At 71.6% G+C, this 15214-nt stretch carries 14 protein-coding genes and 1 pseudogene; 1 reads left to right on the top strand and 14 read right to left on the bottom strand.

Annotation, left to right across the window (positions count from 1 at the left end; translation table 11 throughout):
* Positions 1–113 precede the first annotated feature (113 nt).
* Positions 114–362: a hypothetical protein gene (locus tag ACZ3H8_RS20805; protein WP_467403871.1), complete on the top strand. Its 249-nt coding sequence runs from the start codon at positions 114–116 to the stop codon at positions 360–362.
* Between the two features lie 166 nt (positions 363–528).
* On the opposite strand, the pseudogene ACZ3H8_RS20800 reads toward ACZ3H8_RS20805, so the two are convergent.
* The 14 genes and pseudogenes from ACZ3H8_RS20800 to ACZ3H8_RS20735 all read right to left on the bottom strand — a co-directional run.
* A pseudogene (locus ACZ3H8_RS20800) lies at positions 529–666 on the bottom strand (IS5/IS1182 family transposase); the annotation flags it as partial.
* A 159-nt stretch (positions 667–825) separates the two neighbouring features.
* Positions 826–2100 (bottom strand): MFS transporter, encoded by a 1275-nt coding sequence (locus tag ACZ3H8_RS20795; protein WP_467403868.1) that lies wholly within the window; start codon positions 2098–2100, stop codon positions 826–828.
* Complete coding sequence (locus ACZ3H8_RS20790; protein WP_467403865.1) at positions 2097–3137, bottom strand: GNAT family N-acetyltransferase; 1041 nt, start codon at positions 3135–3137, stop codon at positions 2097–2099. Before ACZ3H8_RS20790 ends, ACZ3H8_RS20795 begins: the two co-directional genes overlap by 4 nt.
* On the bottom strand, positions 3134–4303 hold the full coding sequence (locus ACZ3H8_RS20785; protein WP_467403863.1) for a methyltransferase: 1170 nt from the start codon (positions 4301–4303) through the stop codon (positions 3134–3136). Before ACZ3H8_RS20785 ends, ACZ3H8_RS20790 begins: the two co-directional genes overlap by 4 nt.
* On the bottom strand, positions 4300–5004 hold the full coding sequence (locus tag ACZ3H8_RS20780) for a gamma-glutamyl-gamma-aminobutyrate hydrolase family protein (protein WP_467403861.1): 705 nt from the start codon (positions 5002–5004) through the stop codon (positions 4300–4302). Before ACZ3H8_RS20780 ends, ACZ3H8_RS20785 begins: the two co-directional genes overlap by 4 nt.
* Positions 4997–5419, bottom strand: coding sequence for a GNAT family N-acetyltransferase (locus ACZ3H8_RS20775; RefSeq protein WP_467403858.1), 423 nt, complete (start codon positions 5417–5419; stop codon positions 4997–4999). The genes ACZ3H8_RS20780 and ACZ3H8_RS20775 overlap by 8 nt, the downstream gene beginning before the upstream one ends.
* Entirely contained in the window at positions 5416–6687 is a 1272-nt protein-coding gene (locus ACZ3H8_RS20770; RefSeq protein WP_467403856.1) for a lyase family protein, read from the bottom strand. The genes ACZ3H8_RS20775 and ACZ3H8_RS20770 overlap by 4 nt, the downstream gene beginning before the upstream one ends.
* Positions 6684–7415, bottom strand: a complete 732-nt coding sequence (locus ACZ3H8_RS20765) for a class I SAM-dependent methyltransferase (RefSeq protein WP_467403854.1) — start codon at positions 7413–7415, stop codon at positions 6684–6686. The genes ACZ3H8_RS20770 and ACZ3H8_RS20765 overlap by 4 nt, the downstream gene beginning before the upstream one ends.
* A gap of 5 nt (positions 7416–7420) precedes the next feature.
* Positions 7421–8836, bottom strand: a complete 1416-nt coding sequence (locus ACZ3H8_RS20760) for a phosphotransferase (protein ID WP_467403853.1) — start codon at positions 8834–8836, stop codon at positions 7421–7423.
* 35 nt (positions 8837–8871) lie between these two features.
* Positions 8872–9897: a GNAT family N-acetyltransferase gene (locus tag ACZ3H8_RS20755; protein WP_467403850.1), complete on the bottom strand. Its 1026-nt coding sequence runs from the start codon at positions 9895–9897 to the stop codon at positions 8872–8874.
* On the bottom strand, positions 9884–11344 hold the full coding sequence (locus tag ACZ3H8_RS20750; RefSeq protein ID WP_467403848.1) for a type I glutamate--ammonia ligase: 1461 nt from the start codon (positions 11342–11344) through the stop codon (positions 9884–9886). The genes ACZ3H8_RS20755 and ACZ3H8_RS20750 overlap by 14 nt, the downstream gene beginning before the upstream one ends.
* Positions 11341–12684, bottom strand: coding sequence for an amidase (locus tag ACZ3H8_RS20745; protein WP_467403845.1), 1344 nt, complete (start codon positions 12682–12684; stop codon positions 11341–11343). Before ACZ3H8_RS20745 ends, ACZ3H8_RS20750 begins: the two co-directional genes overlap by 4 nt.
* Positions 12677–14344 (bottom strand): hypothetical protein, encoded by a 1668-nt coding sequence (locus ACZ3H8_RS20740; protein WP_467403843.1) that lies wholly within the window; start codon positions 14342–14344, stop codon positions 12677–12679. Before ACZ3H8_RS20740 ends, ACZ3H8_RS20745 begins: the two co-directional genes overlap by 8 nt.
* Positions 14341–15204 (bottom strand): 4-hydroxyphenylpyruvate dioxygenase, encoded by an 864-nt coding sequence (locus ACZ3H8_RS20735; protein WP_467403840.1) that lies wholly within the window; start codon positions 15202–15204, stop codon positions 14341–14343. Before ACZ3H8_RS20735 ends, ACZ3H8_RS20740 begins: the two co-directional genes overlap by 4 nt.
* Positions 15205–15214 lie beyond the last annotated feature (10 nt).

Below are 15214 nucleotides of genomic sequence, written 5' to 3'. Positions count from 1 at the left end.
CGCGGCGAGCGGCCATCCTGCGCGGCACCTCTGGGGTTGCTCAAGTCCGCTTTGGCCCTCGGGGGCCGGGGGCATCCTTCAGGGGATGCTTCGGACAGGGGGTCGTGAGGACGGTGGAGTACTTCGTAGCAGTGATCGGGATCTTCGTGGCGCTCGCAGTGCTCGTGCTCATCGTGTCGGTGGTCGTTGCCGCCGGCGGCGACGTCGAGCCGGGCAGCGGCGCTTCGCGTAGCGGAGGTGACGGCGGCAGTTGGTCGGCCGGCGGGGGCAGCAGCCCGTTCTCGTGCGCCGGCGGTTCGTCCGACGGCGGTTCGTCGTGTGGCAGCTCCTCCTCGTCCTGCGGGGGCATATGCGGGGACTGAGACGGCGGCGGAGGCAGCTGACACGTTGGCGGAGCGGCTGACACTGTGCAGCTGGTCCGCCGTGGAAGGAAGTGTTCGCCCTCACGTACGAGCAACTGCCGCTGCGCTAAAGCGCATTGCAGAAGACTGTGATCTTCAAGTCAGGGCCCGGTTTCGAGTGTTCTGATCATGCGGCCAGGACGAGGTTGCGCATGTGGCCAACGGCGCGGACCGCGTGGTGAAGACCGTCGCCGCGCTGTCGGCAATCACGCGGGATCTTGTAGTTCTGAATACGCGCGAAGGCGTACTCAGCGCGAGCGCGGACTAAAAAAGACCAGCGGCTTCCTGAAGGAAACCGCTGGTCACAAGGTGAGCCGCCTTCGGGATTCGAACCCGAGACCTACGCATTACGAGACAAGGTGACGGAAGTGGGTGAATCGGCAACAAGAATGAATCAGCACTAACCCGGACAGGTCGCTTGATGTCAACCGGCTTCCGCCTCGGGGTATGGCCGGTTCCGCTCGGCCGACCGCACCACCGGACCGGCTGCCAGACCCGCCGACGCCAGCGCCACGCCCAGGCCGATCCAGCCCCAAGCTCCGGCACCGGTGCACAGGTAGCCGACGAACAGCGGTGCCATGAAGCCCGCGACGCCCTCACCCAGATTGAAGAGGCCCTGGTAGCGGCCCTGCTGCGTCGGCTCGGCCAGCCCCAGCGCCAGGAAGAACTGGCCGCTGCCGTGCCATATCTCGCCGAAGGTGTGCACCGTCACAGCGGCGAGAACCAGTGTCAGCGTCGCCGCCCACGGCAGCGCGGGGAACCCGACCACCACGCCGGTCACCGTGCAACCGAGCAGGAAGAGAAGGCCTGCCCGGCGCCAGCCGGCGGCGGCGTCGCCGTGCGATCCGATCTGCCCCACCACTCGCATCTGGAAAGTGACGACCAGGAGGGTGTTGAGGACGAAGAGCACCGAGGTCGTCCATAGCGGCACCCGGCCGGAACTCGCCACCCAGAGCGGATAGCCGATGGTGAGGATCTGCGCCTGGATCATGAGCACCGCGTTCACGAGAACCACGCGCAGGTACCCCGTGTCCCGGAACGGCGATCCCGCGGTCGGTCGCGTCGCCAACGGAGCCGTGCCGCCTGCGCCGGGCGCGGCGGGGAGCTCAGCCAGGCGCTGCTGGAACAGGGCGGCGACCAGGAAGGTGGCCGCGTTCGCCCACAGGCCGCAGCGCAGCAGCCACGGGTCGCCGATCCCGACCAGTAAGCCACCGACCCCCACGCCCACGGCCACGGCCACATTCGACACCACGGTCGAACGGCCGCGCAGCCGTACCCCGCCCTCCGGGCCGATCCGGGCGATCAGGGCGTAGCGGGTGGCGCGGGAGCCCTCGGTGAAGAACATCAGGGCCGACAGCGCCAGACAGGCTCCGACTGGGCCGGAGGCGAGCGGCAGCAGCGCCGCTGCGACGCCCTGCAGGCAGTAGCTGCCGATCAGCGGGCGCCGTGGGCCGATCGCATCGACGACCCGTCCGGTGAGGTAGCCGCCGGGCAGGGCTATCCCCGCGGCGACGCCGATGACGATTCCGGCGGCGGTGCCGCTCAGCCCCACGGCTCGCACCAGGAAAAGGCTCAGGATCGCGTAGTTCAGACCGGAGCCGAAGGTGTCCACGGCGGTCGCGCTCAGCAGCAGCCGCGTCTGCCGGCGCGCATCGGCCTTGGCCGGCCCAGGGGCGACGGCTGCGGCTCCCGCGCTCATCCGAGCCTCCGCACGTGCGCAACCAGATCGGTGACCGCGCAGCCGCGCAACTGCTTGGTGGCGATGGCACCGGCCCCGTAATCAATGACCTCCACCCCGCGCCCGGCGGCCAGCGAGACGGGCAGGTAGAACGTGGTCCCGAAGTAGCAGTTGCTGCTCTCGTCGGAGTAGTCGCTACCAGCCAAGATAGGCGTCCATTGCACGCCGTCCTGGACGAAGGCCGTGTAGGAGACGAGCCTGCCGCCGTGGCGGGCGGTCATCATGGTCAGCGAGTCCCTGGGGCGCAGCGCGGCGACCCGGTCCACCATGGATTGCTCGTCCGCCACCGAGTGCAGCGCGCCGTACTTGCGCAGCAGGTTGCAGCGGAGCTCGACCAGCTGCGCCGTATCGTCGGGGAGCGGCTCCTCCGCCAGCCGCACGCCAGCGGCCTCGATGGCCTCCCGGTCCTTGCGGAGCCGCTGACGGCGTCGGCTCGGGAAGCCGGCCAGGTAGCCCTCCCAGTCGGACCAGGTGATCCGCAGCTCCCCGCGCTGGGTGACCGGGACCCGGGCGTACCCGGCCCGGGCCAGCGCGGCCGCTTGCTCGGGTATGTCGGTGCCGTACATGAAGGCGACGCTGCGGCAGCCCTGTGCGCGGGCCCACCCCTCACAGTCTGCGAGGAAGACGTCCAGGGCCTCGGGGCGGCGGGCATCGCCACCGACGACGTCCCCGAGGTAGTAGGGGAACATCAGGAAGAGGACCGGCGAGAGCTCCTGCGCCTCCAGTCCCGCCCACGGATGCGGACCGTCGGCCGCGAAGCCCTGTCCGCTCATGGCACCCGAGGCAATGGACCACGGGCAGCGCCGGGCGGCGCTCAGCGGGGTCTCCACCACCGCGCCGGTGATCGCCAGTTGGGCGTCCACCGCCTCCAGGGTGAGCAGCTCGCCCGGGTACCAGACGGAGCCGAGGTCGATCCAGCGGCGCCCGGCGAAGACCGTGGCCCCTGGATAGCGCTGTTCCCAGTGGTGCGGCACGCCGGTGCTGACGGTGATGCTCATCCGGCCTCCCCCTGGGCGGCCCGGCGCAGCCTGTCCACCGGGACCAGGTAGCCGCGGACCGCCACCGGGTCCAGTCCGGCCACGCCGGGGAGCCCCTCCCGCACGCACTGCTCCAGCCCTGCACCGGCGGCGGCGAGTTCGAGGATCCGCTCGGCATGCGCGGCCACCTCGTCCACCATGGCCGCGGTGCCGAGTTCCTCGTAGCCCTCCGGCATCTGCGCCGTCAGTGCGCCGTAGCGGCGGAGCACCAGCGGCAGCGGTACGGCCCCAGCCGGTGCTGTCGCCGAGGGCGCGGGACGCCGGTCCACGGTGATCAGCTCGCCCGGCCGGAGCGAGCCCGACGCCGACTGGGTCACCACGATCGTGCTGACGAACTCTTCGCCGAGGTGCGAGTAGTGGCGGTCGAAGACACCGAGGAGGTCATCGTGCCCGGGGTTGAAGGGAACCGCGTTCCGGGAGGACTGAGCGGCCCGGAACGCCATCGGCACATCCCCGTCGATCATCAGGCAGCCGGCGTGTCCGGTCCGCTCCAGGAAGCGTCGGATCGGCTCGGCGACCAGCGGCCCCTGGGGACCGACCGCGCAGTGGACCTTCAGGCAGAACACCGCCTCCGCGGAGAGCACTGCGGGAAGTTCGGTGAGCACCCGTTCGACCAGGCTGAGACCGGTGGGCCCGCCCGCCCCGTAGCCGCTGTAGGAGAGGCCGTCGGGCACCGGGACGAAGGGCAGGTTGGTGACGACCGCGTCCACCGGACGCGTCTCGCGCAGGTACGCGAACAGGTCCGTGTGCACCACCTCGAAGCGGTCCGGTGCGCACTCCGCGGCGAGGGTGGCCCGGCTCGCCCCGACTGCGGCGGCGCTGTTGTCGAGCGCGGTCACGTGCGTGCAACTCCGGGCCAACCGGGCGGCCAGCAGCCCCGAGCCGGACCCGAGGTCGAGCGCGCGTCCGCGCAGCCGTAGTTGCTGGACGAATGCGGCGAACTGGAGCGAGTCCGCCCCGAGGTAGACTTCGCCGCCTGGCTCGGAGGCGTAGGCGTAGCCGTCGCCGGCCAGGTACTCCATGTAGCCGTCGGGGTGTCGGCAGCCGGTGGGTATCGGTTCGTCCGTTACCAGGGTCCGCCCGGCCCGGGCCATGTCGATGGTGCGTTCCAGCAGGGACCTGGTCATGCCGTCCTCCCGGTGGCGTGGTTCACCAGGGCGGCGAAGACCGGGTGCGCCCGTCCGGAGCCGGGCGCCTCCGGGTGCCCCTGGATCCCGAGCACGAAGGCGTGCTCGTCGGAGGCCACCACCTCGGCGGTGCCGTCCTCCGCACGGCCGAGGATCCGCAGGCCCTTGCCGAGTTGGTCCACTGCTTGGTGGTGGAAGCAGGGTAGGGCGGGATCCTCGCCGAACATTCCGGCGAAGCGGTGGTCCGGGTCGATGCGGAGCCTGCGGTCCACGAAACGCGGCTCCGCGGGCTGGTGCTGCGCTGCACGGGCGGCGGGCTGGATGTCTGGCTCCAGGGTGCCACCCAGGCAGACGTTGATCAGCTGCATGCCGCGGCAGATGCCAAGAACGGGAAGCCCGCGGTCCAGAGCGTCCAGCAGCAGCGTGCGTTCCGCCCGGTCCCGGGTCGAACCGTCACTGCCGCCCTGGTACATCCCCGGGGCGATGTCCGGGCCGCCCACCAGCAGCAGCGCGTCGATGCCGGCGGCCGCCCGCAGCGTGTGCTGCTCGCCCGCTGCGGGGGGGAGCAGGCAGACCGCGGCGCCCGCCTGCTCCAGTGGTTTGATGATGTCCCGGGGAACCAGCGAGGCGCGCCGGTGCCAGCCGCGCCAGGACGCGTCCTCCTGATAGGTGGTGACACCGACCAGTGGCGGCCTAGTCACGCTTCCACTCCTCGGCTGGCTGGCGCACCCAGGCCGAGGGGTGCTGGTCGAAGCTGACCTTCGGGTAGTAGCCGGCCGCGTCGGGGGCCGCGAGCAGCACCAGCTTCACGCCCGGCACCAGGCGCTCGATCTCGTCCAGGATCGCCTTGCCGACACCACTGCGCTGGTGGCTGCGGGAGACGGCTATGTCGCTGACGTAGGTGACGTAGCAGTCGTCGGTCAGGCAGCGGGCGACCCCGACGGCGCGGCCCTCCTCCCGGGCGACGACGATCAGGTTGGCCCCGCGCACCATCGCCGTGAACCGCGCGCCGTCCTCGAGCGGTCGGCGCTCGGCGAGTCCGGACTCCCGGTACACCTGGGCCAGTTCGGCGACATCGGCGTCGGTGGGCAGCACGCGTTCGTAAGTGATGGTCATCCCAGTTCCTTCATGACTCGTTCGTACAGTGCGCTGCGGTGCGGCAGCATCTGCTGCAGCGCGCTCTCAGTGAGACCCTCGTCCTCGGCCAGGCCGACTGTGGCCAGTGCGACCGGGTCTCCCGCGTCGATGGCGGACTGGACCCGCCGGTACGCCTCCTCCCGGCTCGCCCCGGCGTCCACCAGCCGCATCATCGCCCGGGGGCTGCCGAGCCGCACCGCGGCCCGGCGCAGATTGTCGCGCATGACCTCCGGCCGGACCTGCAGGCCGCGCAGTAGTCCGGCGGCGAAGGTGACCTGGTACTCCACCACGCTCAGGGCGTCAGCCGTGGCAACCCGTTCGACGCAGGAGTTGGACAGATCCCGCTCGTTCCAGAGCGCCACGGTCTCCAATGCCGCTCCGGCGTGGCCGCGGACGATCCTGGCGAGCCCGCAAAGCCGTTCGCTGCCGGTCGGATTGTGCTTGTGGGGCATGATGCTCGACCCCTGGTACAGCGGTGGCCGGGGCTCCTCGACCTCCTCCACCCCGGTCTGCGAGAGCAGCCGGAGATCGACAGCGAGGTGCTCCACCACGGCGCTGACAAGTGCCAGTGCGTTGAGCAGCTGGGCGTGCCGGTCACGGCCCACCACCTGGGTGGCCAACGGCTCGCAGCCGACGCCCAGTTCGTCGAGGACCGCAGCTTCGAGCTCCAGCGGAAGCTCCACGTAGGTGCCGACCGCCCCGGAGACAGTACCGACGGCCACCGCCTCAAATGCTCGCGCCAGCACCTCCACCGCTCGCCGCAGTTCCAGGGCCACCGTGGCGAGCCGGTGCCCGAAGGTCGTCGGCTGGGCCGCCATGCCGTGGGTGCGCCCGAGGCACGGGGTGGCCCAGTGCCGGGTGATCTGCTCGCGGAAAGCGCCGAGCAGTTCCTCGCACCCGCGCAGCAGCAGCCCTCCCGCCTCCTTGAGGATCACGCCGTTGGCGGTGTCCACCAGGTCGTAGCTGGTCAGCCCGCGGTGCACCTGCGCGGCGCTTCGGTCGGGGATCAGCGGTGTCCATGCGGCCAGGAAACCGAGCACCTCGTGGTCGCGGCTGAGCTCCTCCCGCCTGATCTCGGCGGGGTCGGGCGACTCCGAGGCCAGCACGTCCGCCAGGACCTGCGGGTCCATCAGGCCGAGGCTGACGTAGGCGCGGCAGACGGCCTCCTCGACCTCGCGCCAGACCCGGTAGCGGTGGCCGTCGCTCAGCAGTTCCGCCATAGCGGGGGTGGCGTAGCGTCCGATCACGACGGCTTCCTCACTGTGAGCAGGCAGGTCCGATTGTTGGAGGGGACGGGACCGTGCGCCAGGTCGGCCTCGAGCCGGGCCAGTCCGTCCCGCCACTCCTGCTCCGGCAGGAGGTGCATCACCGAGTTGGCCTTGCCCCGGAACCGGGAGGCGTCCGTGAGCGTCCCCTCCTCGCCGAAGACGCGCTGCTCGGCGGCGACGAAGCCAGCTGCTCCGAACGCCTGCTGCAACCGCTCGAGCGCGTGGTGCCGGGCCAGTTCCAGGGCGACGGTGCCGGGGAAGTAGGTGGTCATCGGCTGCCTGTTGCGGATGATCAACTCGGAGTCCGTGGCCGTGCAGAAGTACCCGCCGGGCTTCACGTAGGTCCACGCCTGGGCCGCGTACCCGGAGGGGTCGTCGAGGTAGTGCACCATGTCCACGCTGAAGATCAGGTCCGCACTGTCCGGCGCGATCCCGAGCGCCGACAGGTCGTCCGCCACGCCCTGGACGAAGGTCGCGGAGCTGCCTGCGGATCTGGCGATCTCCAGCATCCCGGCGTAAGGGTCGAGGCCGACCGCCGTGCAGTTGACCCGCTTGGTGATGCCGTGCAGGTGGTTGGCGGTGCCGCAGCCGATCTCGGCCGCTGTGCCGTGCTCCGGCACGAGGGCGGCCAGGTGTTCGGCCAGGCCGGGATAGGCCCGGCGGTGGGTGGAGTATTCGCGGGCGATCGGGTCGTAGTTGACGCTCAATGCATTCACCGTGGTCCGTCGTGTGTGAACGCGGGGTCGAGTCCCTCGTGCACGCGCCGGGCACGGGCGAGGTCGGCGACCACCGCAAGGAAGACCGCCCACCAGATTCCGGGGGTGCGGACGACTTTCGGGTACTTGAGCCAGCCCAGCAGGCTGCAGGCGGAGGCCAGGTGCATGCGTACCGGTGCCCCCGGGTCCGCCCAGCCCGCCATGAGCCGGGCAGCCCGGTCCAGGTAGACCGGGCGCGCCGGACAGTCCCCGGTGGACACCAGGTTGCGGGCGTCCACCTCGCCGTCGGAGCCGGGATCCACGGAGGGCGACAGCAGCTCCTCCTGGCCGCGGCTGACGGCATCGAGCAGGGTCACCATCGGCGACACCGCGTGCAGCAGCGTGCCCAGGTCGAAGACCGGGTCCCCGTGGCCGGCCACCGCCTCCGCCGCGCCGTCCCAGGCGCTGCGCGGGTCGATGAACCGTGGCTCTCCGGCCTGACCCCACATCAGGTTGCTGGTGAAGATGTCCCCGTGTACGACCGCCGACCGCAGCGGGCGCCACTGCGGGTAGGTCTCGCGCACCCAGGCGACGAGCTCTGCGTAGCTGCTGCGGCTGCCGTCGGGCAGCCGCACCGGCCTGGTGAAGGCCTGCCGGTAGGCGACCGTGCCCAGTACCGACTCACCGACGCGGCGGCACGCCCCGGTCTCCGGCAGCCGGTGCAGGCGCTCGGTGTACAGGTAGGCCGCGACCTGCGGCTCACCCTCGGTGAGGGTGTCGGCGTACCACTCGGCGAGGACCCGCAGGTGCCCATCGAGCACGGGGACCCCCGCCGGGTCGGCACGGAGCAGGCCGTCTAGGCTGCGGCGGAATACCCGGTCCACGAAGCCGCCGTCGACGACGGCGTCCATGAGGCGGACGGCCACTCCGTCCCGCGCCTCGAAGCCGCGCGGCGCGGGGAAGATCGGCGCACCGGCCGCGTGGGCGCGGAGCACGTGCTCCTGCTCCACCAGCATTACGTCCTCCGGGCCGACCTTGGCGACCAGCCTGCCCGCGGCGCAGTCGAACTCGACGACCCCGATGGAGTCCGAGCCTGGCCGGTGCAAGGTGCGGATCCGCGGCTGGGCGGCAGCGGTCTGGGCCCAGTGGGCCACACGCTCCGCCTGGACGTCCGATACCAGTCCGTCCAACTCCTCGGCGGTCCAGGCCGCCCAGGGGCCAGGCCGGTGGGCGGAGACGGCGCGCACCTCCGGTCGGCCGTCGTCCAGCGCCACCACCCGGAAGCCAAAGGGGACGAGTCCCTCCCTGAGGCGTTCCGCGCAGACGTCCGCCGCGGGGCCGGTGCCGAGCAAATACACCTCCGTTGGGCCCGGCTGCGTCTTCCCCTCCCCTGCGGCAGACAGCGCGGCGACGAACTCCGCGAGCTCGCGCACGTCCAAGAGGCGACCCCGCCCCATGCCGCCGCCGGTCACGGGGCCACCTCCCGAATGAAGGCGTCGAGTTCCACCGGGCTCATCCCGTAGCGCTCTTTGAACGGCCCGTTGCGCCGACCGCCCTCGAAGTAGCGCACCCCGGCTTCGTAGCCCAGCCGGATGATCTCCGCTATCAGCAGGTAGTAGCTGCTGAACGGGCGCTTGACCTTCGCATCCTCGTACCGGTCGTAGCCGCCGGCCCAGGCGTGGATCTTGGTCTCCTCCAGGAAGACGACCGCCTTGCCGAGCAGCTCCTCGCCTTGGTGCAGCTCAACGATCCTGGCCCCGGACGGCACGTAGGTGAGGAAGCGGGAGATCCGCTCCTTGTCGTAGTAACCGGCCGAGCCCACGTTGGCCATCAGCTTCTCGAAGATGTCAAGGCTGCTCGGGTCCTCGGCGCCGTCGGGCACCCGTACCGTCGCGCGCACCCCCGCGTCGCGCGCCCGGTTGAGCTGGCGCCGGTACTCCCCGCGGGCGTTGGGCCGGAGGCTCTGCAGGTAACCCTCGAAGTCGCCCGTCGCGGCGAGATCGATGACGTAGCGGGTGTCGATGTGCCGGGGGACGAAACCGGCCGCCACCAGCATGTCCCGGCTCGGCCCTTCGGCGACGTTGATGAACCCGTAGCGCCCAGCACCGAGTTCACGCGCCAGCGACTCCATGGTCCAGGCCACCGCGGCGGCGATCTCCGGATCCTCCCGTCGGAAGGCCAGCCTGGTATCGGAGCAGTGCCAGACGTGGCTCAGCAGCACCACCTCGTTCTCGGCCAGGTCGAGCGCCCGCAACGGGTCGCCCTGGACGTAGCAGGGCACGAAACCCACAAACTCCCCGTCGGCATCCCTGACCACCAGGTACCGCGTGTGCAGCACCCGCTGGATCGGCTCGCGCTCGTAGGCGCGCAGGAACTCGAGACCGTAGTAGAAGGTGGAGATCCCCAACTCCTTAGCGATCGTCCCGCACTCCGGGGGGAGGTCCTCCACACTGGTGAGCACCTCGACCCGGTAGCGCTCCTCAGAACTCGTCACCGTACTCCCGCCCTTCCCACTCGCTCACTCGTCCGCTGCGGAATCCGCCTTCCGCCTCGATGAACCGGTTCCACTCGCTGCGTTTGAGCTCGACCAGGGCACGGTGCAGGTCGTCGCCGACCAACTCCCGGGCCGCCTCGGAAGACTCGAACGCCTCGATGGCGGCACCGAGGGTCTCCGGCAGCGGCGTCCCCTGCTCCTGGGGTCTCGGCGCCGGTGCGGAGAGGATCAGCGCCTCCGCCGCCCCCTCGACGCCGGAGGAGATCTGGGACGCCAGGTACAGGTAAGGGTTGGCCGTGGGGTCACCGATGCGGTTCTCCGCGTGGGCCGCCTCTGGTGCCCCTCCGTCCGCCACCCGCACCAGGGCACCCCGGTTCTCCCGGGCCCAGCTCGCGCGCGAGGGAGAGAGCGAATGCGCGGAGCCGAAGCGGTGGTAGGCGTTGACCGTCGGATTGCTCAGCAGCGAGTACTCCGCTGCCCGCCGCACCAGGCCCTCGACGTAGCCGCCGCCGACCTCGCCCAGCTCGCCGGTGGCCGCGTCCGCGAAGACCGGCCTCCCGTCCGACTGCCGCAGCGACTGGTGCAGGTGCCAGCCGCTCGGATCCGCCGATGGGAAGGCCGGAAGCCCCATGAAGGAGACGTGCAATCCCTGCCCCCGGGCGAAGCACTTGAGCCAAGTGCGCAGCAGCAGCACGGTGTCGGCCGCGGCCAGTGCGTGCTGGGGCGCGAAGGTGATCTCCAGCTGCCCGGGCCCCGACTCGTGCTCGACGGTGCGCAGTTGGGCGCCGAGCGAGCGGAGCGGCGCCCATAGCGGGGCGAGTAGGTCGAGGGCCGCCTCCAGCAGACGGGTCGAGTTGAACTGGTAGCCGCCGTCCACCAGGGCCACCGGCTCGGGGCTGCCCTGCACACCGAACCCACCGGGTGCGCCGGCGTAGCCCTCGTGCAGTCTGCGCAGCAGGTAGAACTCGAGCTCGATGCCGACGACCGGGCTCCAGCCCAGCCCGACCGCCCGCTCGACGACCTCCCGCAGCACCCGGCGGCTCGACAGCGGGTGCTCGGCCCCGTTGCGCAGCCGCTCCTCGCCGATCACCCACCCGGTGCGCCGCCCTTGGTGCTCGGTGACGGTCCAGGTGCTCAGGTCCGGCACCACGACCATGTCCCCTGCGCCGTGCAGTTCCTGCACGAAGGCGGTGTCGTCGATGCTGAGGGCGACGGTGTGCCCGGTGTCGAACACGAGCGGGCCGGGGCTGAAGTCCACCCCGTGCTGCAGTGCGCCCGTCAGTGCGTGGGGGGAGAGCGCCTTGGACCGTGCGATCCCGTGCGGGTCTCCGTAGAGCACGTGCACGAAGTCCACTCCGGCTGCTGCCTCGCGCACCGCGTCGATGTCCCGGTGGCCCACCACGCCGGGCCGCGTGCTGGTTCCGGCTCCGATGCCGATCTCGTTCACTGCGCCCCCCTTCTCTTCGTCGTCATTGCCGGACGGCCCTCGTCATGCGGTGTCCGGGCGGCTTCCGCTTCCAGCAGGCCAGCCACTTCCAGCAGGGCCCGGTCCTGGCCGCGCCGACCGATCAGCTGGAGGCCGAGCGGTACGCCGTCGGAGTCTGTGCCCCAGGGCAGACTGATCGCGGGGTGGCCGGTGAGGTTGGCGAGGAAGGTGTTCTCCGCCCAGCCCAGCCAGTCCTGGACGTCCGTGCCCGGCGGGTACTCTTCGTCCCCTCCGAAGGCGGGCACCGCCACCGTCGGCAGCGCGAGCACCCCGTACTCGGCGAGGGCCGCATCGAGATCCGCGGCCAGCCGGGCGCGGACCTCCTCGGCCCGGCGCAGCTGCCGTTCGGTTACGGCGGCGCCCGATCGCGCCACCTCGGCGTGGCCTGGCCAGAGTTCGTGCCGCGCTAGCCGCGGGTGCTCCCCTGCGGCCAACATCGGCACCAGCGCCCGGGAGTAGGCGTCGGTGGTGTCCAGGGCGACGGTGGCCGCCGGCCGTCCGCAGACTGCGTGCAGGTCGGCCCGCAGGGTGTCCTGCCCGTGGGAGGCGTGCGGCAGCGACAGCCAGGCGATCCGGTGCAGCGGGTGGGCCGCCCTGTCCGGTTCCGAGGTGACCGTTGCCGCCAACTGGTCCAGCAGCAGGCAGTCCGTGACCGTCGCGGCGAGCGCTCCGACGTGGGACAGGCTGTCGCCGCGCGGCCCGTAGGCCCAGCGCTCCCAGGTCGGTTTGAACCCGACGACCCCGCACCACGCGGCGGGGATGCGCACCGAACCGGCGCCGTCTGTCCCGATCGCGATCGGCCCCAGACCTGTGGCCACCGCGACGGCGGCTCCGCCGCTCGATCCGCCGCTGCTGCGGTCCGGGCAGCGCGGGTTCACGCTGGCCGGGCCGCAGGCACCGACGGTGCTGGCCGACCAGCCGTCCTCGGAGGTGCGGGTCTTGCCCAGGATCACCGCTCCGGCCCGGCGCACCACCTCGACCACGGGCGAGTCCGTCGCCGCCGCCGGGGCGTCCCCTGCGCGCCCACGGCCGGTCGGCAATCCCGCCACGTCGAGCAGGTCCTTGACCGAGACCGGCACCCCGCACAGCGGCGGGGGCACCCTTCCGCTGCGGTACGCCAGGTCCGCACGCCGGGCCGCGGCCATCGCCGAGTCCCGGGCGACGGACACGAAGGCGGACCCCTCCGGGGTCCCGTCGGTGATCCGGTCGAGCAGCTCGGCGACATGGCTCGACGGCAGCAACGCGCCCTCGGCGTACCGCCCGGTGAGACTCCGCGCCGAGCACCCGGGCCCGCTACGCATAGGTGCTCCGGAACCAGGCGTTGTCGAACTCGGTGACCTTGTCCCGGCACACGCGGTACATCTCCTCGTGGAACACCTGCAGGACCTGGCCGAATGCAACGGCGGTCTCCAGGTCCGCCGCGGTGAACGGGACGCCGTCGGCCCGCATCAGACGCAGGTCGTACAGACCGGGGAAGGTCCGGCCGTCCAGGGCCACCTGCAGCGGCACCCGCATCGCATAGCGCACGCCGAACCTCACGTGCCCGGTGTGGTGCCATTCGGAGTGGTGGCTAAGGTCGGGCATGGTCGGCGCGAAGAACCAGTCGTCGCGCCGGGGATCGTCGGTCTGCCCGAGCACGTGTGGGAGGTAGTGCCAGCTGTTGAAGCGCATGCGGGCGCTGTAGGCGGCGAGGATCTTGTCGAGTGACGGTTCCCCACCGCGGTGCTGGTTCGCGAAGGATCCGCTGGGGACAACGCAGCAGTAGAAGTCGGTGGTGCCCAGGGTGAGCGCGTGCCGCTCCGGCTCGGAGTCGTCCACGAAGAAGAGCTCCCGCGGGCCGCGGGCCATGGTCACATCGGAGCCGGTGGCTGTGGCGAGGTCCTGGAGCAGGTCGCGGAGGATCTCCGCGCGGACGGCCGGACGCTTGCCGACGGCGGCGTCCTGAACCTGGTGCGCGGCCTCGCGCCCCATGTCGGCCAGGGTCGGCGCCTGCGCCGACCACCTGGACCACCGGTACTGCGGCCGGGCCAGCAGCCGGGCGTCCGGCACGGCTGGCAGCGACCGCTCCCGCTTGTTCAGGCTCACCCCGTGGATCTCACGGTAGAAGACCGTGCCCTGCCCGAGCAGCTCCGCCCGGCGCTCGGCGAGGCGCGCGGCCAGGGCCATGAGCGCTTCCGGCTCCGTCGGGCGCCCCGGTGCCACCACCTGCACTCCATACCGTTCCGCGTGTCCCCGCAGGAACCCGCTCAACCAGCGCAGGTCGAGGTGGAAGCCGTTAGCCTCCTCCAGCCGGGACGGCGGGCCGCTGGTGATCAGTACCCAGCACGCCGTCACAAAGGCGGCCTCCTCGCCGCTCCACGTGCCGACCGGTTGGCTGCGCAGCCGGGCCAGCGTGTCGGCAGGGGCACCGGCCGACACCGAGCGGCCGGGGAGGTTGCCCCGGCCCAGGTTGGTGAAGCAGGCATCGCCCACGTGCAGTTGGACCGGCGCCATGTGCAGCAACAGGTGCCCCAGGCGGTCCAGACACTCGTCGACCGCCTCGCCGGCCTGGGCGGCCAGCCAGTCCCGCAGCCGCAGCCGCTCGGCCTCGGCCGTGCGCCGTTCCGCAGCCCAGCGGCGTACCGCTTGGTCCAGCTCGGCGGCAGCGGCGCCACCGAGGACCCGTACCAGCGGCTCGGAGCCGTCCGGCGCCTGGACCGCCCAGACCTGCCCAGTCCGGCTCAGCCCCACGGGCATGCCTTCGACCTGCTCCGTGGCGGCGACCGCCCGGCAGGGCAGCTCGGCGACGCGCCGCAGCAGCTCGCGCGACTCCCGTGGCAGCCGGTCCAAGCCCTGATCGACCGGGATGCGACCGTCCATCGAGAGCAGCACCCCAGTCACCGCCGCGGCTTCGGGAGCTGCGTCCAGGGCGGTTGCCGCGACGTGGTGCAGCAGACCGTCCCAACCTCCACTGCCGATCATCGCGGTACCCCGTCAGGTAGTTGGTCCCGCAGTGGCCTGGGTCCGGTGCCGCGGCCCGGGACGGAGTCGTGGTCGCGCCGCCCGACCAGCTGCAGGGCCGATATCTCCGAACGGATCTCGCCGGTGCGGAAGCCGAGGCGGTGAACGCCGGGGCCACCGTTGCGCTCCAGGAACTCGTCGGATTCGTTCGGCCGGCCGTCCCGGTGGGCGGATGCGGTGAGCGCCACGGAGGGACCCGCCGGGCCGATGCGCAGCACCGCCGAGTCGGCCGCATCGCCGGTCCGGCCGGGCAGTTCGGCAGGAAGCCGGGTAAAGCCCAGGGCGTCCTCGCAGAAGGCTGCGTAATCGGCGAGACCGCGCGCGGTCAGCAGGATGTCCATGTGGTCCAGGCGCAGGATCCGTCCAGTCGGCTCGGCCGGGGAGTCCGGTACGGCCGCCGTAGCCGGGGATCCGGCCGTGGTGATCCACTGCCGGCCCGACGGCCAAGCCGGCACGCCCTGCGGAGCGGTCGGCACCAGCGTGTGCCAGACGCTGCCGAAGCCGGACACCATCCAGCCGCCCCTTGGCGCGGCCCGGGTTCTCGCCCCGGCCGCCTGGGCGGCCTCGACCGTCGCCGCGACGTCAGCGCAGCTCAGGGCGATGTCGAAGACGCCGTCCCCGTGATCGGAGACGAACCTGCGGGTGCCCCAGCCCGAGGTGACAACCAATAGGACCTCACCCTGCCGCAGCAGTACCGAGCTCCGATCCGCTTGGACGCTGTCCGCGACCCGGGCGAATCCGAGATCGGCCACTAGGCGGTCGACGACCGCGACCTTGTCCAACACGAACAGCTCGACATACGCGATGTCCTGCACAGTCATGCCAAGCCTC

It is taken from the genome of Streptomyces sp. NPDC002868 (assembly GCF_055563295.1).
The sequence above is the reverse complement of the archived record's forward strand: the minus strand, read 5'-3'. Positions and strand labels throughout refer to the sequence as shown.